The organism is Paenibacillus sp. D51F, from assembly GCF_053345695.1.
In genome coordinates this window covers 28,468-48,918 of the sequence record NZ_JBKFAO010000003.1, presented here as the reverse complement: position 1 = coordinate 48,918, position 20,451 = coordinate 28,468, and the positions used below count along the sequence as shown (strand labels likewise).

Sequence of the window (20,451 nt, the reverse complement as noted above, 5' to 3'; positions counted from 1 at the left end):
CTCATCCTCCTTTGTCATAGCCGCGTGCGGGCCCGGCCGCGACCGGAACGCGGAACGCCAGCCTCGAGCCTTGCCCCGTCAGGCTTGTTAGGTCCAGCTTCTCCCCGTACAGCAGCCGCAGCCGCTCGCTGACATTCCACAGCCCGACTCCGCCGATGCGCTCCGGCTGCTGCAGCCGAAGCGACATCGCCTCCGCGTCGAATCCGGCGCCGTCATCCTCCACCGCCGCATGCAGGAAGCCTTCGTGCTCGGAGATCGTCACCTTGACCTCGCCGCCCCTCCCCCTGGAGAGAAGGCCGTGGCGGATGGCGTTCTCCACGAGCGGCTGAAGCAGAAGAGGCGGGAAACGCAAGCCCGGATCTGCGTCGCAGCGGAGACTCACCTTCAGCCGGGAGCCGAAGCGGGCTTTCTCGATCGCGGCATACGCCTCGATGAGCTTCATCTCCGCTCCGAGCGTGGACAAGGAGTCCAGCTCCCGGAAGTCAAAGCTTCCGCGCAAGTAACCGGACAGATGCAGCGTCAGCTCCTCCGCCTTCGCCGGATCTTCGACGCATAGCTCCGCGATCGCGCCGAGCGCGTTGTACAGGAAATGCGGATTGATCTGAGAGCGCAGGAAGGCGATCTCCCGCTCTCTCGCTTCCTTGACCGACTGCCGCAGCTTGATGAGGCTGCGAACCCTGGCAAGCAGCTCCTCCGCCTGAAAGGGCTTGGCGACATAATCGTTCGCGCCGAGATCGAGGGCGAGCTTGCGGTCCTCCTCCCGGCGCCGGCCGGTCAGCATCAGAACGGGAAGCTCGGAAGGCGAGAAGCGCTCCCGGATTCCCTCGAGCGCCTCGTAGCCGCTGCTGTCCGTCAGCGATACGCTGAGCAGCACCAGGCACAGCTCCCGGTCCTGGCCGAGCGCCTCCCGCATCTGCTTCAGCGAATGGGCCGCATCTACCCGATAGCCGTCCTGCTCCAGCAGCAGGGAGATCGCATGCAGGCTGGCAGCATCGGGATCGGCCACGAGCACGGCCGGACCCTGCCTGCCATCGCGGGCGGCCTTGAGGAAATGGGCGGCGGCAGCCGGCTCCTTCGCTCCCGTTCCCCTTCGGGCCGGCTTGCCGCCATGCTCCGCCTCAAGCTGCAGGGCGAATCGGAACGGCAGCTCAGCTTCCCCCGCCGCCGGCTGCAGCACCCGGCCTCCCTGGAGCTCGATCAAGCGGCGAGAGATCAGCAGCGCCAGATCGGCGTAGTCCTCGCCCGACAAAGGAGGATCGGAGACGAAGCGCTCATCGGAGGATTGCGGCTTTCTTTTCCCGACAAAATCGATCGTCACGATGGCAAAGCCGCCCTGCTCCTCGGCATCGATCTCGATCTTGCCCTCCTCTGCCCGAAACGCGGCTTGTCCGACCAGACGATGAAGAATCTGCACCAGCCGGTCCTCGTCCGCATAGACTGCCGCCATCTCTTCCCTTACCCGATTCAGCAGCAGGACCGGCCGGCGTCCCAGCAGCGACCGGTGCAGCCCAAGCACCGATTCCACTGCGGATCTCAAATCGAGGTTGCGCAGCTCCGGCTGGATGTCCTCATGCTTCAGCCGGGAGAAGTCATGCATATCCTGGACGAGATACCCGAGCTTGCGCCCCGTTCCGGCAATCAGCTCGAGGCTGCGCGCGGGACCGGATCCCGGCGGGATGGCCATGCTCTTGGCCACGCTGTCGGCCAGGTGGACGATATCCTGCAGCGGCGCCTTCAGCTGATAGGTCGTCGACGAGAGGAACTCGTCCTTCTGGCGATCCAGCCGCAGCAGCTTGCTATGCATATGATTCGTCTCGCGGAACGCCGAGTAGAAGCGATAGACGATGATCAGGAAGACGACCAGGCTGAACAGAATGAGATAGATCCGGCCCAGCAGCAGGGAGCCTAGCAGCGACATGCCGAACAGGAAGCAGCTTAAAGCATATAGATTCAGCAGCAGCACCGCCAGCACCAGCAGCATCGCCTCGTACCTCTTGGCGCGGGCTGCCCGCACGTAATGCGCCGCCGCGCTCCACAGCAGCCAGACCATCAGCAATTGCTCGATGAAGATGACGACACGGTAGACCGGCAAATACGCCCGGATGCTGAGGAAGGGGAAGATCAGGAGGCCGGCCAGCAGCGACAGCACGAACAGGCGCAGCCACCGGTTGGGGCGGTTTCCCTGCAGAAGCCGGAGCAGATAGACGGAGACGATGTAGCCGGCAAGCGAGCTCATGTCCTTGATCGTGTACATCGCCTGGAAGGGCAGCCCGTCCAGCAGCAAGGCAAGCGGCCTCTCTCCGAGGAGGCCGTTGAACAAGGTCAGGCACAAGCATGTGAGGCCGAACAGCAGCAGCGGGTAGTCCCGCTGCCCGTACAGCCACACCGCGGCGAACAGAACGAGATGGATAAGGCCGATGACGGCGAGCACGACCGCGATGGCCGACTCGCCGATCAAGCTCCGCTCGTTGGCGGCGCCGACGGCCTCCTGCTTGCCGAAGTAGATCGGCATCGGGATGCCGGAATCGAGATAGTCGTAGTTGGCCGCGTGCACGACGATCTCCGATTCCCCGCTCTTCAGCTCGAATGCGGCCAGGCCCGGGGAATTGCCAGGTACATAGGCATTCTCGCTCAGCGCGGGCACGCCGTCGGTCAGCACCTTTTTCCCATTGACGTAAATCTCGCTGGCGAAGCGGATATTCGTCTTTTTGAGCGCGTAGACGCCAGGCTCCGGCACATGGAGAAGCCTCAGCCGGTAGGTCGCCGCCCCGTAAGCCGGCCACTCTTCCCCGCTTGCCTGTCCCCCGCTCCATACGCCCGGCACTTCCATCCAAGACGGCGCACCCTGCTCGGAAGCCGCTCCCGGGGGAAGCAGTTCGTTCCAATAAAACTCCCATTCGCCATTCAGCGCGATCCGTCCGGAGCCGTCCCAGCCCGCCAGATCGAGCACGCCTTTTTCCGCCCGCAGCCGGTTCGGCTCCGAACCTCGCTCCGAGCTGATGCCGAGCGGAATCCAGATGCTCAGCGACACCACGAGGAAGATGATGCCGACAACCTTCCGCATCAAAATAATGCCCCCATCCACCTACTTAAATATCAATAAACCTAGATAGTATTTATCGGTTAAAAAGTAGCTTTCGTGAAGAGCGGGGTCGGCTATTAAGTCGCAATGGGCATCTTCGTGCTCGAATTGAATAATAAACAGGAGGTAATCTGGGGGGATGCTTCTTCCATGCCTCCCCAATCGCAAAAAGGCCGCCCTCGCTTTGGAGGACAGCCCATTTTGACAAAGAATCTCCGAGAACGTCACCCAAGATCCTTGCTCAGTCCAACGACCTGATTCCAGCCTTCGTCAATGCTGATCTTGCCGAAAAGAATGGACTGGACGATATTGTCGTATTCCTTGGTGAAGTTCGCCCAGCCGCCTTTGCTGCCGGGGCCGGGGTCGAAGGCGGCTCCGTCCTTGGACACGGTTTCGATCAGGCCGAGAGCGCTCTTATCCACAGCGGTGAACTTCTGCTGAAGAGCGTCGACCACGGTTTTGGACACCGGAATGCCGCGAGAGGTGCCCAGAATCGCTGCCGCCTCCTCGCTGTTCACGAACCAGTCGATGAACTTCTTCGCCTCTTCCTTGTGCTTGCTGGTCGGGCTGACGCTCCAGTACATGGAAGCCTTCAGCCAGCCGCTGGCCTGGGTGCCGCGCGGCAGCGCCGTGAGCGCCAGATCGCCCGGCATCAGCGCATCGAAGCCGCCGAATTCCGCCGCGTGGGAGCCCTTGAGCAGAATCTTCTTCTGCACGAGCAGATCCATCTGCGCGTCCTGGCCCTTGTCGGACACGGTTACGTCCGGCGGAGCCACGATTTTGTCTTTTCGCAGAGCCGCCCATTTGTTCATCCAGTCCTTCCAGGTCGCCTCGTCGTAGTGGAACTTGCCATCCTTGCTGAGGCTGTAGCCCTTGCCCATACTCAGCTGGTAGCTCATATAGAAGGCTCCGTCCGCCGTCATATCCTTGCTCATATACTGGTCCTTCGCCAGCTTGGGCTTGATGTCCCGGGCCATCCGGAAAAATTCCTCCCATGTCGACGGCGGCTGGATGCCGAGGCTGTCCATCATCGTCTTGTTGTAGACCATGCCCCAGGCGTTGTTGCCGAGGGGCATCGCGTACAGCTTGCCCTCGTACGTGCCGGTCTCGAGCAGGGACTTGTCGATGTCCGCAGCCGGTACGGTAGAAAGATCCTCGAGCCTCCCGCTCGAGGCCCAGTCATTGAACCACGCCGCATCCATCTGGAACAGATCCGGCGTGTTCTTGCCCGCCGACATCGTGGACAGCTTGTCCTGGTAGCCGTCGAATGATTGATACTCCGGCTCGAAGGTGACGCCGGGATGGGTCTTCGCATATTGGTCGAGCGCCTTCAAAGTCGCGTCATGGCGGGCCTGCGATCCCCACCACATGATCCGGAGCTTGACGGCCTTGCCGCTTCCTCCGTCAGTCGTTCCCGCCTCTTCCTGTTTGACGCCGCTGCATGCGCTCAGCGACAATCCCATCAGGAGCGGAATCATGAAGCCTGCCGCCAGGCGGCGTTTCCGATTTCCCATCCCTTGTCAGCCTCCCTCGAATGATCCTAACCCGATTCCCTTGCTTCCCCAGCGTACCAATCCGAGCGCTCCGCTCACAGACGGCGGAAGCCCAAAATCTTTCTTGATTTTACGAACCTGCTCCTGTCCTGTCTCAGGCCTTGTAGAATTCCGTCGGGCTTTTGCCTGTGTGACGCTTGAACAACGTGGTGAAATACGGCACGTTGCGGTAGCCGACCTTCTCGGCTATCTCCGCAACCAGCAGCCGCTTCTCCAGCACCATGCTTTTGGCCCGCTCCATGCGCACCCGCGTCAGGTAGTCGCCGAACGTCTCTCCCGTTGCCTGGCGGAAGAGCGTGCTGAGATAATTTTTGGAGATATAGACTCGATCGGCCAGATCCTGCAGATGGATATTTTCGGCATAATGCTCGTGGATGTACTGGATGATGAAGTCGACCGTTTCCTTATGCTTCAGGTTCTCGTTAGGTGCAAACCGCGAGCAGACGAAGCGAATCTTCTCCGCAGCCCACTCCCTCCACTGAGGCACGCCTTCTACAAGGGCGAGCTCGCGGGCAAGTTCCGACGGCGCAAGCGTGTCGTCCAGCCGTATTCCGGATTCGTACAGCGTGAAGGACAGGATCGCGAACAGCTGCGCCCCGATTGCCTCCAGCTCCGTCCCATCGAGGCTTGCCGCTCCTCCCCCTTCGCGGCAAAACTGCTCCAGCGCCAGCAGCGCCCGCTGCTCGTCGAAGCTGCGGATGGCATCCGCCATCTCCTGGAAGAACCAGACGGGCCGATGCTCCCGACCGCTGCCGGGAGGGCGGCCGCCCTCCGCATGCACATAGACGCATGGATGGACCGGGTGGGGCTCCCGCCGGGAGGCCAGCGCCTGGAACGCTTCCTCCGTGGAATGCGCCGCATGTCTCCAATCGGCCTTACGCGAGCCGGATCCGATCCGGAGCTTGACCTGGAGGCAGCTGTCGGCGGCAGCGATGATGCGTCCCGCCAGCTCCAGCGCCTCCTGCCGGAAGACCGGCTCCGGCCAGGTCAGCGGCTTGCTGAGCAGAATCGCCATATGATGGCTGTGCAGCTCCAAAAAGAAGCTTCGCATGCCGGCATGCCCGGCCAGCTCCTCCACCATGTTGCCGATGGCGAAGCGGAACAAGCTCCAGTCGCGGACGGACATGCCCTCCATCCTTCCCTGCCTCCGCAGCTCAAGAGCCAGCGTGATGACCTGCGCGTTCCTCCAGCCAAGCTTCTCCGGCAACCCGGCGGCCGCTCCCGCCGGCGACGGCTCTCCGCCCGTCAGCACCGACTTTGCCCACTCCCGTTCCCAATAGGGCTCGAACTGAAGCAGCTTTTCACGGATTCTCCGCTCCTCGCTTTCCACCGCCTTTTGCCTGGACAGCTCCCCCGCCACCCGCTCCAGCACCTCGCGGATCGTATGGAGAGAGGCCGGCTTGGGCAAATAATCGTCCACCGAGAGCCTCAGCGCCTTGCGCGCATAATCAAAATCGGAATACCCGCTCAAAATGATGATCTTGCCTCCGTATGCCTGCCTGCGCAGCTCTTCGATCATGTCGAGCCCGTTCATCACCGGCATGTAGATGTCCGTGATGACGATGTCCGGGTTCCTCTCCCCGATCAGGCGCAGCCCTTCCTCGCCGTCCGACGCCTCCCCGACCAGCCTGGCATCAAGCTGCTCCCAAGGGATGAGACGGGACATGCCGTCCAGCACCTGCCGGTCGTCATCCACGATCGCGATCGTCCACATGCTGGTCGCCCCTTTCGACTCCATGATCCTGCCTATTCGGCAGATAAATGTCCACCTCCGTGCCCTTCCCTTCCGGAAGGGCACGGAGCTTGATCCCATAAGGCCGGCCGAACAGCACATCGATTCTTTCCGTCACGTTGCGGACTCCGTATCCGCCGGTCCTTGTCCGCTTGCGGGTATTCCAGTCCTCCCTCAGCCCGATGCCGTCATCCCGGACCGTGAGCAGCATTCCTTTGTCCCGCTGCTCGCCCGTAATCGTGACGAGCCCCCTGCGGCGGCCATGGAACCCGTGCACGATCGCATTTTCCACAAAGGGCTGCAGCGTCATCTTGGGTACGAGCAGCTCCCGCAGCTCGCTGGCGATCTCGATCCGGTACTCCAGCCCGTCCCGCCACTTCACCTGCTGGATCCCCAGGTAGCTCTCCACGAGCTGCAGCTCCTCCTGCAGCGGAATCATCGTCTCGCCGCCGGATAGGCCAATGCGGAACATCCGCCCCATCAGCTCCACGACGTGGCTGATTTTCTCCTGGCCCGCCTCAATCGCCATCCAGTTGAGCTGATCCAGCGTGTTGTAGAGAAAATGGGGATTGATCGCCGCCTGAAGCGCCCGGATCTCTGCCCGGCGCTGGGCTTGATGCTGCTGATCAAGCGACTGGTACAGCCCCTCGATTCTCTCCGTCAGCTTGCGGTAGCCGCCGAACAGGCTGCCGAATTCATTGCGGTATTCGGTCGGCAGAGCCTGGGAGCGCCGGCCCGGCGAGAACGACTGCATCAGCTGTACGAGCTGCCGGATCGGACGGGTGAAGCTGCGGGACAAGTAGAGAGTGAAAAACAGCGCCAGCAAAATCGCGGCGGCGCCTACTCCCGCCAACGTCCAGGCGAGGCGCACGCTCCCTCCCGTGATGGTCTTCCAGGGCGTCAGCTCCACCAGCATCCAGCTGTTGGGCGTCGTGCGGGACCAGACGGTCAGCATATCCTTCTCCGGCAGCGAACCGGCAGCGGCCAGCTGCTGGCGCGCATGGCCCGCATCCCCCCGCACCTGTGCCAGCACCGCCTGAATCTCGCCTGGCGGCGGAGCGCTCTGCGTATGCATGATCATGCGGCCTCCGGAGTCGAGCAGCAGCCGGCTGGCCGAGGAATTGTCCTCTGTCAGGATCGACTGGAGGAATCGAACGCGCACATTGATGATGAAGATGCCCAGATTGACGCCGTCCGGAGTATTGATCCTGCGGATGAAGCTGACCACCTGCTGCCTCCCCTGGGGGGAGCCGATGCCACGCTGCCCGATCCAGAGGGAATCCGCCTTTTCGACCGAGCTATACCAGTTCTCCGCTCTTGCACTAGCCAGCGGCAAGTACTGAATCGAAGCGTTGGGATCGACCTGCAGAGGGGCATTCATGTAGACCTGGAACGAGAACATGGAGCGCGAGCTGTTCAGCATCGGCGCCAGGTAATCCTTGTTCAGCTCGTCCCTTGCCTTCTTGAGGGTGAAATAATCCCCCTTGCTCGTCAGGTAGCCCGCCATCTGGGAATGGATTGAAATGAGCAGAGCGGTCTGCTCGACCGCATCCATCTGATCCGTCAGCTGCTTGTTCAGCTGCTGGAGCACAGCCTGCTGATAGACCGAAGCGCTGCTCGCCTGCTCGCGGGCAGACAGCTGGTAGCTGACAGTCATGATGACCGTGACCAGCATGCCGATGAAGGCGGCAAAGCTTAGAAAAAACACATAATCAACGCGATGCTTGCGGAACGGGTTCATGAGGATCAGCCCTTTTCTCGTCTACTGGCGGGAAAGCCGCCCTGCCGGCTGCGGCTCCCTTGGGCCCCCATTGTATCCCTGCCCGCCCGGCTGCGCCAGAGTCCTGACGATCACCCCTTCAGGCCCGAGGTGGCGATGCCCTCGACGAAATGCTTTTGCGCCAGGAAGAAGATCAGCACCGGCGGGAGCACGGACAAGAGCGACATTGCCAGCAACTGGCCCCAGGCGACGGCTGACTGCGTGTCGATGAACATGCGCAGGGCGAGCGGCACCGTGTATTTGTCGACGCTGTTGAGATAGATCAGCGGGCCGAAGTAATCGTCCCATCCCCAGATGAACGAGAAAATCGTCACCGTGATCAGCGCCGGAACGGTCAAGGGCATGATGATCCGCGCATAGATGCCGAACCAGGAGCAGCCGTCGATCTTCGCCGATTCGTCGAGCTCGCGCGGAATGCCCCGGATGAACTGCACGATGAGGAAGATGAAGAAGGCTCCTCCCATCGCGGACGGCACGATCAGCGGCAGATAGGTATTGACCCAGTTGAAGGAGTGGAACATCGTATACTGCGGGATCAGCGTGACTTGGCCGGGCAGCATCAGGGTCAGGAGCAGGATCGAGAACCACATGCCCTTGAGCGGAAAGGTGAGCCTCGCGAAGCCGAAGGCGACCAGGCTGGCCGAGACCACATGCAGGAGCGTCGTCGAGGCGTTAAGCATGAGGCTGTTCTCAAAGAACCTCGTGAACGTATATTTCGGCAGGGCCACCCAGCCTTCGGTGTAGTTCTGCCACAGCCACTGCTTCGGGAACAGGCCGGGCTGTCCCAGCTCCGCCGTCGATTTGAAGGAAGCCCCGATCCACCAGAGCAGGGGATAGAACATGATTAGACAAGACGCAATCATAACCAGATGGACGAGCAGATTGCTTTTTCGAAGCGCGCCGGTCATTTTCGTCCCTCCGTTTCCGTTTCATAGAAGACCCAATACTTCGACACGATGAAGTTGAGCGCCGTGACGAAGCCGATGATGACGAGCAAGATCCACGCCAGCGCCGAGGCATAACCCATCTGCAACGATCCGAACGCCTTGTTGTACAGGAACAGCGCGAACATCTCCGTCGAATTGACGGGCCCTCCGTTCGTCACGATGTAGGCGGAGGTGAACATCTGGAAGGCATTGATGATGCCCATGACGAGATTGAACAGAATGACGGGCGACAGCATGGGCAGCGTGATGCGGAAGAACTTGCGCAGCCTCGAGGCTCCGTCCACCGACGCCGCCTCGTACAGCTCGGGAGGAATCTGCTTGAGCCCGGCGAGGAAGATGATCATGGAGGAGCCGAACTGCCAGGCGGTCAAGAGCACCAGTGTGCCCAGGGCCGTGGACGGCGTGCCGATCCAGTTTTTGGGGGCGATGCCCACGAGGATGGCCAGCTGGTTGACGAATCCGTTGAGACCGAATATATTGCGCCACAGCACGGCTACGGCCAGGCTTCCTCCAATTAGAGAGGGCAGATAGATGATCGTGCGGTAGATCGAAATTCCCCGGATCTGCCGGTTCAGCAGCATGGCCACCAGCAGCGCGGCGATCAGCTTGAGCGGCACTGAAGCAGCGACGTACACGAAGGTGACCCGCAGGGAATTGAAGAACAATCGGTCATGGGAAATATGCCGGTAATTGTCGAGACCGATCCAGCGGGCCGGCTCCAGCAGGGAGAACTCGGTCATGGACAGATAGAAGGATTGGATGATCGGCCACAGCTGCAGGATCAGGAAGCCGAGCAGCCACGGCGCGATGAACAGATAACCGACGACCGGCGCGTTCCATCGCCGTCCGGCTCTAGTAGAAATCGCTTTCACATTTGAACGGACTCCGGCTTTGTCAGCAGGTTCAATGGATGATGGCATGCCCATGAATTCACCTCTCGCTTGTTGATGAGCCTAGTATAGAGGATGAGGATAAGGGGGTGAAGCCGGGAAATGCACGAATTCTTTCACTATTGACCGATCGGGAAGATTGAGGCGGATCCTATCCGCATCTGATGCCTATAAAGCTTCGAGAGAAGGCTTCCTCGTAAAGCAATTTGACCATTTCTCCTTCTGCCATTTCAATTGCCATTAGTCCTAACCAACAAAGCCGCTCCCTCCACTTTGGAGAGATGCGGCTTGGGAATACATGTTCAAGCTGAAGGACAGGCTCCCCGATGAGCAAAGCCTGTCAGGCGCCTGCCTGGTCAGGTGAAAAGGACTGTCAGCGACCGCGGCTTAAACAACCGTGTTGCTGATTACCTTCGAATAACCGTTCGAGGAGGCTGATTCCGTCAGCTTCGCCAGGGAATCTCTGGCTGTCTCGCTGAACGAATACCATTGATTGCCCTTGGCGTCATGAACCAACACCTTTGCAAATCCTTTCAGATCCTCAGCCGGGAAAGCCTCGACCAAAGAATAAACATCATAACGCTTCACGCTGCTTCCTTTGCTGTCCATGAAGTCATATTGTTTATTTTTATAATAGGACCCAGGCACATCGATGTTGACCCTCCACGCGAAGCTGGCAGGCGCATCGACCTTCTGGCCTTTGCCGCTATCAATGAGCTTGTAGATGGCATCGATATAGGAATTCCCATTGATCTGCTCGACGACGCCGCCCATGGTCATATGGTATTCGGTCTGAAGGGTCTTTACTTTGATATCATTAATGACCAGCGGCGGAGAATCGACCGTTGCCGTGGAATGGCTGTAACCGACCGTGCAGCCAAAGGTTTCGGCTATAAAGCGAAGCGGAACGAGAACCCGATTGTTTTTGACGTACGGCTTGGCGTCCAGCTGAACCTTTTCGCCATTTTTTACCGCAGTCGCGCTATTGGCTTTTAGAACCACTTTCATCTCGTTCTTCGTCAGCGTCACTTCCGAATTGGACCAATTTACCGCAGCTCCCAAATTTTCGCTGATTACACGCAAAGGCACCATGGTGCGGTTGTTCTTCATTTCAGGCTTCACATCCGAAGCGACAGCTACGCCATCAACTTTGATTGGGCTGCTTGCCGCATGGGCGGCAGGCGACGAGACGAGCACGGCTGCTGCAAGAAAGAGGCCGGGAATTATGATCTTCATCTTTCAATCCATCCTTTATCAGTCAATTAGGATAAGACAGTCTTACAGACGGAACCCTGGAAAATAGGTTGCTGCCCGAGTCATTACCCACAGACTGTGGATAATAACTCGGCTCCAGCTGTGGATAAGTGTCGGTTCGGCCTCAACAGGTCGACCACGTCGGATAAGAGTCTCCGTGTCGCTTGCATGTGCGGCTCAATCCGTTCGAAGAGCTAATTTCTCTACCCAGTCGCTGTCATTCCAGATATCAGGATTGTCGATCGTCTGACTATGCCCGCGTACGATGGAATCGTAGCTATCCTTACCGCTCGCATACCAATCCACAATGACTGCCTTTCCATTTGAACGATGGACAAGAAACTCGGTAGGTTCAGCATAGCTGCCTACATCCTTTTCAACGCGCGCATCCAATTTCAAATACACGTAGCTCTTATTTCCTCCAGCGTACTCTGCTTTACCAGCGCCAATATCTACATCTGTCACGCGATTATCCACAAGGTTGTTCTTGAGGAACAATTCATATTGGGCTGCGATCTTCTTTTGCATGTACTGGTTAAGGTTTCTGTTATCGATATAAGCATCCAAATCGATCTCCGAGCCGTTCCAGATCGCCTTGTAATAGTCGGACAAAGCTTTCGCGCACATTTCAAAAGCCGGTTCAAAATCCGAATCAGCCACATCGTTTTCATTCTCGACGGAAAAGCCGGGGGTATCTGTCGAGCCCTTTTCTTTCGTGAAGGGCAAGGTTGCTGTGCTTATGTCACCCTTCGCGTTGATATCTTCCACGGCAGCAGGAGTGTTTTTTTCGTCGCTGCTCTCACATCCGCACAGAGTAAATAAAAGCGCCAGCAGCAGGCAAGTACGTTTCATCGCGCTTCCTCCCGTCTGTGCATCCGGATATACATGTTCACGGCCGCCTCCCCTTTCTACTCAAGGGAACGAGTCGGAGCGTCATGAAGGTTGCAATTTGGCGGCCATTTCGAATGAATTTATGATGACCATTCAGGTTGAATTGAAGTATGCTATACTAACCCCCGATAGAAAAAAACGACATCGACTGCCTTGTTTATTGGGAAAATAGTGAAGGTATCCATGTCCATAGATATGGCGCATCTATCATTCATAGGAACGACAAATCGAGTTTGCACTTTAAAACGAATGGTTTGGATACGCCGTCCCTCGAACCGGTCCATGAGGTTATGAGGCTTATAAGCAGGCTGGCCGCATGGGATTTGAACTGCAATTGGCAACAGGAGGTTGTGAACATGGCAAAGGCAAAAGTTCCTAAGCGTCCCACGAGAGATGAGTTCGTCCTGGAGGAAATAGGGAACCAAATAACCGAAGCGTATCAGGAGAATTCGGAAATCGTTCTGACGGTCTGGGGTCGGGAGGAGTTCGTGAGAGGGCAGATCGTGGTCATGGATTCTCGCACGGGCAAGGTTCATGTCCAGCAGGCACAGGATGTTGTCAAAATTCCGTTCATGGACATCATGTCCGTGGACTATCCTAGAGATTGAAATCTCGAATCAGATGATAACCCAGGGCCTTTCGCTCCTGGGTTTTTGTTATGCGGCCTCCCCGTCTCCCAGACGTCCAGCCGCCGCATGCAGCAGGCTTGAGCTCGAAGCCTGGCAAGCCAGCTCCGTGGATGGAGGCTCTAACCTTTCGTTCTAAGGAATAGGATGAGGAGAAAAAAGAATCGCAAGGGGAGGCTTCCGCTGCAATGGCAAACGGCCCTTTTATTCCTAACAGAACGGCTTCATGGTTGACGACCGTCCGCGAAGATATCCCATCGGGGCTCAGCTATGAGGCCCTTGTGGCTGCGTTCGAGCGAGAAATGGGGCATTGGGACAGCAACGCTGAAACCTCGCTCGTCAACGAGCAGGCTTCCTGGGATAAGGTCCAGCAGGCATTCGCCCAAATGGCTGGCCCCCACGGGCTGATGATCTTCTGCAAAATCGATCAAGGCCGGCTGGTCTCGCTTCATGACGGCATCAAAAAATGTGTTTTATATCTCGTCGGGAATGGAGTCGTCGCCGAACCGATCCTCACGATCGATATCAGATCCAGCTTGTTCGTGCCGTTCCGGGTTTGTCTTTATGATGACGGCAGTCCCGCCGGTGCTACAATCAGCTACGAGCGGCCATCTTCTTTTTTGGCGACATTGAACCAGCCGGCCTTATATCCGTACGGTTCTTTGCTGGATTGTCGCATGCACGGTGTCGTGCAGTGCATCGTAAGGAACAATCGGATGCAGAACCCTGAGGAAAGAGAAAGCAGCTCCTTATGACCTTATGACCTTATGACCTTCTCGACTCCGGCATCGGCCGGCAGCTTCGCCATAGGCAAAATGACCATCAGACGATTCGGCTGGGCGCGATTCCGTGATGCTGCTTGAACAGCTTGATGAAGTAGCTTTTATTGTCGTATCCGAGCGAAAATGCCGCCTCTTCGACCGATTTTCCGGAATCGCTGATGAGGGCCATCGCCCGCTCCATCTTCATCCGGTTCACGAACTCGATGAAGTTTTCTCCGGTCTCTTTCTTGAAGAGGCGGCTGAAATAACTGGGATTCAGATGCAGGTATTCCGCCGCCTCTTCGAGCGAGATTTTCCGGTTCAGGTGCATCCGGATGTAGTTCTGAGCATCCACGATCTCGGTCTTTTTGCTGCTGCTCGCGATTCGTCCGGCCTGGGAGACGGCTTCCGCCAAAAACTTGGCCAGCCAGTCCCTGAGCTCGCTGACATGCATCATGCGGCCAATCTCCTGCTGCACCCTCTCCTTGTCGTACGCCATGCCGAGCCGCAGCTTGAGCAGCAGGTCGAGGGCAAGCTTCCAGACCAGTTGCTTGACAGCCGCAGGCTGGAACCGGCGTTCCGCCATCAAGCCGATGAACGCCTCCACGGCCGGGCCGACGTCGTCGCCCGTCTCCAGCAGCAGGCGGCCGAAGCGCTCCGCGTAGTGGAAATGATGGGCGAAGGGATCCTCCCGATTCCATTCCCGCTGCAGCTCAGCCTTCTTGACCGCGACCGGCCCTTCGGAATAGAAGAGCCGCTCTCCGGCTTCCTGCAGCTCGATCAGCTGCCGCCTGAGGCTTGCTCCCGTCGAGGCTTCCTCTCCGATCGCAACGGAATACTTCAGCTTCAGCACGCCGGCGAACGCCCGCTGCAGCTTCCCCGCAGCGGAGGCGGCATGCTCGTAGGGATTGCGAGCCAAGTCTCTCCTGTATCCGTAGATCAGGAAAAATGAGCTTCCCGCATGCCCCATGAACAGCATGTCCGGCTCGTCCCGCAGCAGCTCCTCGGCTGCGTTCTCCACGATGAACCTGACGGCATCCTCCTGCCGGTAGCGGTCGATCGCCTCCTGATGCCGGTGGGATCGGAACATCAGCGGAAGGAAATGTCCCAGGCGGGCGGGCAGTCCATGCTCCCGCAGCTGTTCCAGCAAAGTCGAAGGATCGGCATATGCCGATGAGAGAACCTCTCTCAGCCACTGCTCCTTGGCTGCCGTCTTGCTCTTGCTTGCCTGGATGCTGAGCCGGTCCACCTTGATTTTCAGGCTCTGATCCTCTTCGATCTTGACCTGAACCTTGCGGATCATTTCCGCGATGCCCTGACGGGTCAGCGACTCCTTGAGCATGTAATCCTGAACGCCAAGCTGAACGGCCTGCTGGGCATAATGGAACTCATCGTGGCAGGACAGGATGACGAACCGGCTCTTGGCCCCCTCGGACTGCGCCCTCCGAATAAAGCTGAGCCCGTCCAGCTCCGGCATGCCGATATCGGTCATGATCAGGTCAGGGTATCCCCCTCGGCACGCTTCAAGAGCATCCAGCGCGTTCGTATAGGTCCCCGCCAGCTCGAAGCCGAAATCTTCCCAAGGCACGAGCTGCTTGAGAAAGGCCAGCACCGCCACATCGTCATCCACCAGAATGGCTTTATGCATGGATGAGCTCCTCCCTGCTTTGCAGCGGAATTTTCAGGATGATCCTCAAGCCCGCACCAGGCTCGCTCATCATTTCCATCTCAAACCGGATTCCATACATGATCTGCAGCCGCTCCTTCACGTTCCTGAGGCCGATGCCGGACATCGGGGCGCCGCTGCGGAACCGCTCCAGCACCTCTTCGGCCATGCCGATGCCGTCGTCGTGGATTTGAATGAAGAGCGTCCCCTGCCGCTTCCAGGAAGTAATGGCGATTTCTCCGCTCTTTTGGCGCAGGCCATGGATGTAAGCGTTCTCCACAAGCGGCTGCAGCGTGAACCGTGGAATCGACGCCAGCAGCGTGTCCGAGGCCAGATTGACGTTGAGCTCCGCATGCTCATGATGCCGGAAGTTCATCAGCTGCATGTAATGCCCGACGGTAGCGACCTCTTCGTGCAGCGGAATATACTCGTTGTTGCGGTTGATCGTCATGCGCAGCAGCGTGGACAGCGAGCCGATAATGCCCCCGATTTCCTCTTCGCCCTTCAGAATGACCTGCATGCGGATGGAGTTGAGCGTATTGAACAGAAAATGGGGATTGATCTGCGCCTGCAGAAGCTCGAGCTCGGCCATCCGCTTGCGGGTCTGCTCCTCCTCGATCTGCACGATCATGTCCGAGATGCGATCCAGCATGCGGTCGAAGGCAAGCCCCAGGAATCCGACCTCATGCCGCCCTCTGACGCCCGAGCGCTCGTCCAGAAATCCTTTCTCGACCTTGGAGGCCGTCCGCGCGAGCCGGATGACGGGCTTCGTCCATTGGTTGAGAAAATAGAGCAGCAAAAGGGCGAACAGCAGGAAGAATGAAAGCTGCAGCACGAACGTCCGGTTGAACATGCTTCCGATCCCGCTTGTGACTTTTTCGTACGGAGTGAGGCTGAGCAGGCTCCACCCGGCGAAGGGCAGCGTGTGGCTTACCGTCAAATAGTCGGCTCCGTTCCATTCGGAGCGGCCGTTATGTCCCTGCGGCGGGGCTGGCACTGGAGCCTTGGACCCGATTTGCGAAGGGTCGGTATGGGAGACGATCGTCCCGTTTTTATCCAGCAGCATCAGCACCGGGTCGCCTTCGTATCGAGCGAATATTTGCCGGAACTGGCCTTCGGGCTTGCTCAGGATGATATAGGCGCTCACGCCGTTGTTGTACAGCTGGAACTTGCGGATGATCGTGACCACATTCGGATATTTGTCGGCTTCCGATCGGATGTAGTTGTGCTGCGTGCCCAGCCAGGCGGTCGTGTTGCCCGGCTCGGCGGCCATCTCCTCCAGCCACTTCTCCTTGTACATGAAGCTCAGGCTGTTGTCGTAGGTCGAATAATTCGTGAAGTACAGGCCATTGGGCAGCAGAATGGTCACATAGGTTTCTCCGCCGAAAAAGGTGATCCGGTCCAGCTTCTCCGAGAGATGCCGGAACGAGAAGAAATCGACCTTGCCCGTCCCGTCCTGCTTGTATTTGTTCCAGGCGATGCGTATATCCGTAATCGTCTCGCTGTCGTATTGGATCGAATTGAAAGCGTTTACCATATCCTGCATGATATTGGACGTATACAGCTCGGCCACTTCCAGCGACTGCTCCGCCTTCTCGACCGCCTTGGCCTTCAGCTCGTTTTTCGCATACAGCCCAAGCAGGATGAGGGTGATGACGGATGGCACGACAAGACAGAGCAGGGACATTACGATCAGCTTCTGCCTCCAGCTTATCAACGGCATGCGCATGGCGCCCTGCCTCCCGTCCGCGTTCCGAAATAAGGTTCATAGTCCCGCCCATTCAGGCAGGATGTTTATAAGATGGAAAAGGGGATGCCGCAAGAGCATCCTCCCCCCCATTATAATTTTGGAGCTACTTGTTTGCATCTATAATTTTTTGCAGGTTCGCCTTGATGGAATCCATGGTCTTATCGATGTCATTGTTGCTCAGCATGTACGTGTCCGCTTCCGCGATGTAAGCCTTCTCCAGATCGCCTGCATAGGACACCGTAATCGGCGGGATCGGCAGCTTCGTCACGCTCAGGACGTTGATCAGCGATGCCTTGTCGATCTTGTCCGGCGACTGCGTGGCGCTCACGATCCGGTCGACCTCCTGATTGATGTCGGCTTTCTTCCAAGCCGAGAACTGGTTGGTCAGCGCCATTCCTTCGGTCGATAGGTAGCGCAGGAACCGGTAGGATTCTTCCTTGTGCTTCGAATGGGAGGAGATGACGAGCGGATCGGCTCCGCCGAACGAGTAGACGTCATCTCCGGCCGCGTTGGTCGGCCAAGGCGCGAATGCCGATACGAAGGTCGCCGGAATCTTGTCGGTGCCGCCGGCTTCGGCTACCATCCACGGTCCGGTCGGGAGCATGGCGGCTTTTTGCTGGAAAAACTGATTGCGGTAAGGGATCTTCTGCGTGATGACATCCTGATAAGGCGTCGCTGATTTATCCGTCTTCTCCATCTCGTAGCGCAGCTCGAGCGACTGCTTCATCAGCGGGTTGTCGGCATTGAGCGTCTGGCCGTCGTCCTTCATGATGCCTTGGTCCCCTGAAGCGCTATAGAGCTTCAGCAGGAAATAATCCTTCCATTCATGGAAATGCGCGCCGTAGGTCTTGTTCGCGCCTTCGCCCTTGGTCAGCTTCTTGGCGTAGTCCCGGAATTCATCCCAGGTCCAGCTCTTCGGCACCTCGAGGTTCGCCGCATCCAGCAGCTCCTTGTTCAGAAGGATCATCCACGGCCCGAACTTTCCCGGAAGGGAATACCGCTTGCCGTCCAGCTTTTGCTGCTCCGCCTTGTACTCGTCCTCATACTTGACGCCTTCCTTGGCCAGATAGTCGTCCATCGGCTCAAGCATGCCGCTCGCGCCGCGCTGCGCGAAGGCTGGAGCGGAGTTGAGCGTGAAGACGTCGAAATCGTCGTCCGAAGCGTACATCAGATCGATCTTCTTGATCGTTTCGTTCGAATCGTTCTCGACGAGCGGAACATATTCGACTTTGATATCGGGATTCGCTTGCTGGAAGGCGTCGATGGCGGGCTGATAGACGGATGCCTTCTCCCAGCCGAGGAACTTGATGGAGACGGGCTCCTTGGCGGCAGGAGCGCTGGCGCTCGGACTCGCGCCGCCAGTCTCCTTGGGCGAGGCTGCGTCGTTCGTGGATCCGTTGCCGCAGCCGGACAGCAGGCCTGTCGCCAGCAGCGCGGCCGCAGCGGCCGACAACCATTTCTTTTTCATTTTCCAACCTCCCGGTTTAAGTGCGTCTCGTTTTTGACAATCAAAACTTACCATAGACCAGAGCGTGATCAGAGCTTCTATTTTGACTGATCCGGAATTATTTTTACCCTTTTACGCCGCCCATCGCGATGCCTTCGATGACCTGCTTTTGCCCGATGACAAAGATGACGATGAGCGGCAGGATGGCCGATACGGTCCCTGCCATGATGAGAGAATAGTAGACTCCGCTCTCCGAAGCGAATTTCTGGATGCCGAGCTGGATCGTCGAGAGACGGTCGCTGCGCAGGAAGATGAGCGGATTGGCGTAGTCGTTCCAGGTCCAGATGAACCGCAGGATGCCGTATGTGGCCAGCGCGGGCTTCACCAGCGGCAGCGTGATCTGCAGGAAGATGCGGGCATGCCCGGCGCCGTCCAGCTTGGCCGCCTCCAGGTAATCCCTGTGGATGCCGAGAAAGAACTGGCGGAGCATGAAGGTGCCCAAGGCGCTGAAGGAGCCGATCAGGATCAGGCCAAGGTGGCTGTCGAACAGATGCAGCCATCTGAATAGGAGGAACTGCGGCACGATGATGGAATAGCTTGGCACCATGAACGTCATCAGCACGACGAGGAACATGACGTTCCTGCCCTTGAAGTCCACATGCGCGAATCCATAGGCGGCCATGCTCGACACCAGGACGGAAACGACCGTCGTAAGCGTGCTTACCTTGATTGTATTCCAATAATAGGTGCCGAAGGGATGCTCTCCGAACCACACCTCGCGGTAATTGCCATAGATGTTCCAATGCTTCGGAATCCATTCGACCGGATAATTGAACACATCGATCTCGGGCTTGAACGAAGCCGAGATCATCCACAGGAACGGTGTGATGAAGGCGATGCCTGCGAAGAGCATCACGATCGTGGCGGCCATCCGGACGCCTCTATTCTGTTTATCCATAGTTCACCCCGATCAGTAGTTGACCCATTTCTTTTGCCCGTACAGCTGGAAAAGCGTAATCAAGAGGACAAAGCCGAACAAGATCAGCGCCATGGAGGAGGCATAACCGGTCTTGAGATTTTCGAACGCCGTCGTATAGAGATAGTAGGTCACGACGGAGGTGGAATAAGCCGGCTTCCCTTCGGTCAGGACCTTGATGATGTCGAACGCCTTGAAGGAGCTGATGAAGCCGGTGACGAGCAAAAAGAACGTCGTCGGAGACACCATCGGGAAGGTGATCCGGGTGAACCGGGTCCATGCGCCGGCGCCGTCGATGTCCGCCGATTCGTACAGATCCTTGGGGATGGATTGCAGAGCCGCCATATAGACGATCAGGCAGAAGCCGATTCCAACCCAGACCATGATGATCATGACGGAAGGCAGCGCATAGTGGATATCCGCGAGCCAGGTGGGCGGGTTGCGCACGCCGAGGGAACGCAGAAATTGATTGATCGGGCCGTAGGAAGGCTGGAAGAGCAGCTGGAAGCAGATCGAGACGGCCACGATGCTGGAGATATACGGCATGAAAAAGACGATTTTGAAGAGGCCCTTCAGATAGACCAGCCTGTCGATGATGACCGCGAGGGCCAGGGAGATGATCAGCTGGATAGGGACGACGAGCAGCAGGTAGAGGTTGTTCTTCAGCGAAGTGAGGAAGACGTCGTCGTCGAACAGCTTGGAAAAGTTTTTGAAGCCGGTGAAGTTGAGCTTGTCGACGCCGGAAATAAAGCTCCAATCCGAAAAGCTGAGAATAAAAGTAAGAAGGGTCGGTATGATCGTCAGAATCAACAATCCCAGAAACATCGGTCCGATGAAGATGTAGCCTGAGAGCGTCTCCCTCCGCTGCGCGGCCGAACGGACGCGCGGCGTCCGCTTGGCCTTGGCCGTTTTTATGATCGTATTGTCCATCGCTCGCACCCCGATCCCGTGATCTTGATTGCTTCCATCGTACCGAAGTTCGCCGATGACAATAAGATTGGAAAATGACCGATTTGAAAATATTTTTACTTTTTAACGATGGGGAACATAGAGGCAGCCTCTGCGTTCAGGCTTGCGGACACATCAAAACGGAGAT

15 protein-coding genes are annotated in these 20,451 nt (G+C 57.9%); 2 read left to right on the top strand and 13 right to left on the bottom strand.

Translation table 11 applies throughout. The features are described 5' to 3' along the window. Nucleotide 1 precedes the first annotated feature (1 nt). From ACLBWT_RS06865 to ACLBWT_RS06830, 8 genes are all read right to left on the bottom strand, one after another. Entirely contained in the window at nt 2–3,064 is a 3,063-nt protein-coding gene (locus tag ACLBWT_RS06865) for a histidine kinase (protein WP_447662731.1), read from the bottom strand. A gap of 242 nt (nt 3,065–3,306) precedes the next feature. Beyond that, a complete protein-coding gene (locus ACLBWT_RS06860) occupies nt 3,307–4,596 on the bottom strand; it encodes an ABC transporter substrate-binding protein (RefSeq protein ID WP_447662299.1) in 1,290 nt (429 codons plus the stop codon). Nucleotides 4,597–4,729: 133 nt separating this feature from the next. After that, on the bottom strand, nt 4,730–6,349 hold the full coding sequence (locus tag ACLBWT_RS06855) for a response regulator (protein ID WP_447662298.1): 1,620 nt from the start codon (nt 6,347–6,349) through the stop codon (nt 4,730–4,732). After that, nucleotides 6,324–8,108 (bottom strand): cache domain-containing sensor histidine kinase, encoded by a 1,785-nt coding sequence (locus ACLBWT_RS06850; protein WP_447662297.1) that lies wholly within the window; start codon nt 8,106–8,108, stop codon nt 6,324–6,326. Before ACLBWT_RS06850 ends, ACLBWT_RS06855 begins: the two co-directional genes overlap by 26 nt. 110 nt (nt 8,109–8,218) lie before the next feature. After that, a complete protein-coding gene (locus ACLBWT_RS06845) occupies nt 8,219–9,055 on the bottom strand; it encodes a carbohydrate ABC transporter permease (RefSeq protein WP_447662296.1) in 837 nt (278 codons plus the stop codon). Continuing rightward, a complete protein-coding gene (locus ACLBWT_RS06840) occupies nt 9,052–9,966 on the bottom strand; it encodes a carbohydrate ABC transporter permease (RefSeq protein ID WP_447662295.1) in 915 nt (304 codons plus the stop codon). Before ACLBWT_RS06840 ends, ACLBWT_RS06845 begins: the two co-directional genes overlap by 4 nt. Before the next feature lie 405 nt (nt 9,967–10,371). Continuing rightward, complete coding sequence (locus ACLBWT_RS06835) at nt 10,372–11,220, bottom strand: copper amine oxidase N-terminal domain-containing protein (RefSeq protein ID WP_447662294.1); 849 nt, start codon at nt 11,218–11,220, stop codon at nt 10,372–10,374. 195 nt (nt 11,221–11,415) lie between these two features. Continuing rightward, the gene (locus tag ACLBWT_RS06830) at nt 11,416–12,090 is read right to left on the bottom strand and encodes a hypothetical protein (RefSeq protein WP_447662293.1); all 675 of its coding nucleotides are present in this window, start codon (nt 12,088–12,090) and stop codon (nt 11,416–11,418) included. 395 nt (nt 12,091–12,485) lie between these two features. Here ACLBWT_RS06830 and ACLBWT_RS06825 point away from each other — a divergent pair, with 395 nt between their 5' ends. Further along, nucleotides 12,486–12,737 (top strand): YolD-like family protein, encoded by a 252-nt coding sequence (locus tag ACLBWT_RS06825; RefSeq protein WP_076358590.1) that lies wholly within the window; start codon nt 12,486–12,488, stop codon nt 12,735–12,737. A 206-nt stretch (nt 12,738–12,943) separates the two neighbouring features. Further along, nucleotides 12,944–13,510: a DUF302 domain-containing protein gene (locus ACLBWT_RS06820; protein WP_447662292.1), complete on the top strand. Its 567-nt coding sequence runs from the start codon at nt 12,944–12,946 to the stop codon at nt 13,508–13,510. 67 nt (nt 13,511–13,577) lie between these two features. Here the strand turns inward: ACLBWT_RS06820 and ACLBWT_RS06815 are convergent, their stop codons facing one another. The 5 genes from ACLBWT_RS06815 to ACLBWT_RS06795 form a co-directional block, all read right to left on the bottom strand. Then, nucleotides 13,578–15,164, bottom strand: a complete 1,587-nt coding sequence (locus ACLBWT_RS06815) for a response regulator transcription factor (protein WP_447662291.1) — start codon at nt 15,162–15,164, stop codon at nt 13,578–13,580. Next, nucleotides 15,157–16,911, bottom strand: coding sequence for a cache domain-containing sensor histidine kinase (locus tag ACLBWT_RS06810; RefSeq protein ID WP_447662290.1), 1,755 nt, complete (start codon nt 16,909–16,911; stop codon nt 15,157–15,159). Before ACLBWT_RS06810 ends, ACLBWT_RS06815 begins: the two co-directional genes overlap by 8 nt. A 124-nt stretch (nt 16,912–17,035) precedes the next feature. Beyond that, the gene (locus tag ACLBWT_RS06805) at nt 17,036–18,400 is read right to left on the bottom strand and encodes an ABC transporter substrate-binding protein (RefSeq protein WP_447662289.1); all 1,365 of its coding nucleotides are present in this window, start codon (nt 18,398–18,400) and stop codon (nt 17,036–17,038) included. A gap of 103 nt (nt 18,401–18,503) precedes the next feature. Continuing rightward, nucleotides 18,504–19,310, bottom strand: a complete 807-nt coding sequence (locus tag ACLBWT_RS06800; protein WP_447662288.1) for a carbohydrate ABC transporter permease — start codon at nt 19,308–19,310, stop codon at nt 18,504–18,506. 39 nt (nt 19,311–19,349) lie between these two features. Beyond that, nucleotides 19,350–20,285, bottom strand: a complete 936-nt coding sequence (locus ACLBWT_RS06795) for a carbohydrate ABC transporter permease (protein WP_447662287.1) — start codon at nt 20,283–20,285, stop codon at nt 19,350–19,352. Nucleotides 20,286–20,451 lie beyond the last annotated feature (166 nt).

Bases quoted from the DNA above. Each gene is read 5' to 3' on its own strand.
- ACLBWT_RS06865 (WP_447662731.1), bottom strand. From the start codon at position 3,064: ATGCGGAAGGTTGTCGGCATCATCTTCCTCGTGGTGTCGCTGAGCATC.
- ACLBWT_RS06860 (WP_447662299.1), bottom strand. From the start codon at position 4,596: ATGGGAAATCGGAAACGCCGCCTGGCGGCAGGCTTCATGATTCCGCTC.
- ACLBWT_RS06855 (WP_447662298.1), bottom strand. From the start codon at position 6,349: ATGTGGACGATCGCGATCGTGGATGACGACCGGCAGGTGCTGGACGGC.
- ACLBWT_RS06850 (WP_447662297.1), bottom strand. From the start codon at position 8,108: ATGAACCCGTTCCGCAAGCATCGCGTTGATTATGTGTTTTTTCTAAGC.
- ACLBWT_RS06845 (WP_447662296.1), bottom strand. From the start codon at position 9,055: ATGACCGGCGCGCTTCGAAAAAGCAATCTGCTCGTCCATCTGGTTATG.
- ACLBWT_RS06835 (WP_447662294.1), bottom strand. From the start codon at position 11,220: ATGAAGATCATAATTCCCGGCCTCTTTCTTGCAGCAGCCGTGCTCGTC.
- ACLBWT_RS06830 (WP_447662293.1), bottom strand. From the start codon at position 12,090: ATGAAACGTACTTGCCTGCTGCTGGCGCTTTTATTTACTCTGTGCGGA.
- ACLBWT_RS06825 (WP_076358590.1), top strand. From the start codon at position 12,486: ATGGCAAAGGCAAAAGTTCCTAAGCGTCCCACGAGAGATGAGTTCGTC.
- ACLBWT_RS06820 (WP_447662292.1), top strand. From the start codon at position 12,944: ATGGCAAACGGCCCTTTTATTCCTAACAGAACGGCTTCATGGTTGACG.
- ACLBWT_RS06815 (WP_447662291.1), bottom strand. From the start codon at position 15,164: ATGCATAAAGCCATTCTGGTGGATGACGATGTGGCGGTGCTGGCCTTT.
- ACLBWT_RS06810 (WP_447662290.1), bottom strand. From the start codon at position 16,911: ATGCGCATGCCGTTGATAAGCTGGAGGCAGAAGCTGATCGTAATGTCC.
- ACLBWT_RS06805 (WP_447662289.1), bottom strand. From the start codon at position 18,400: ATGAAAAAGAAATGGTTGTCGGCCGCTGCGGCCGCGCTGCTGGCGACA.
- ACLBWT_RS06800 (WP_447662288.1), bottom strand. From the start codon at position 19,310: ATGGCCGCCACGATCGTGATGCTCTTCGCAGGCATCGCCTTCATCACA.
- ACLBWT_RS06795 (WP_447662287.1), bottom strand. From the start codon at position 20,285: ATGGACAATACGATCATAAAAACGGCCAAGGCCAAGCGGACGCCGCGC.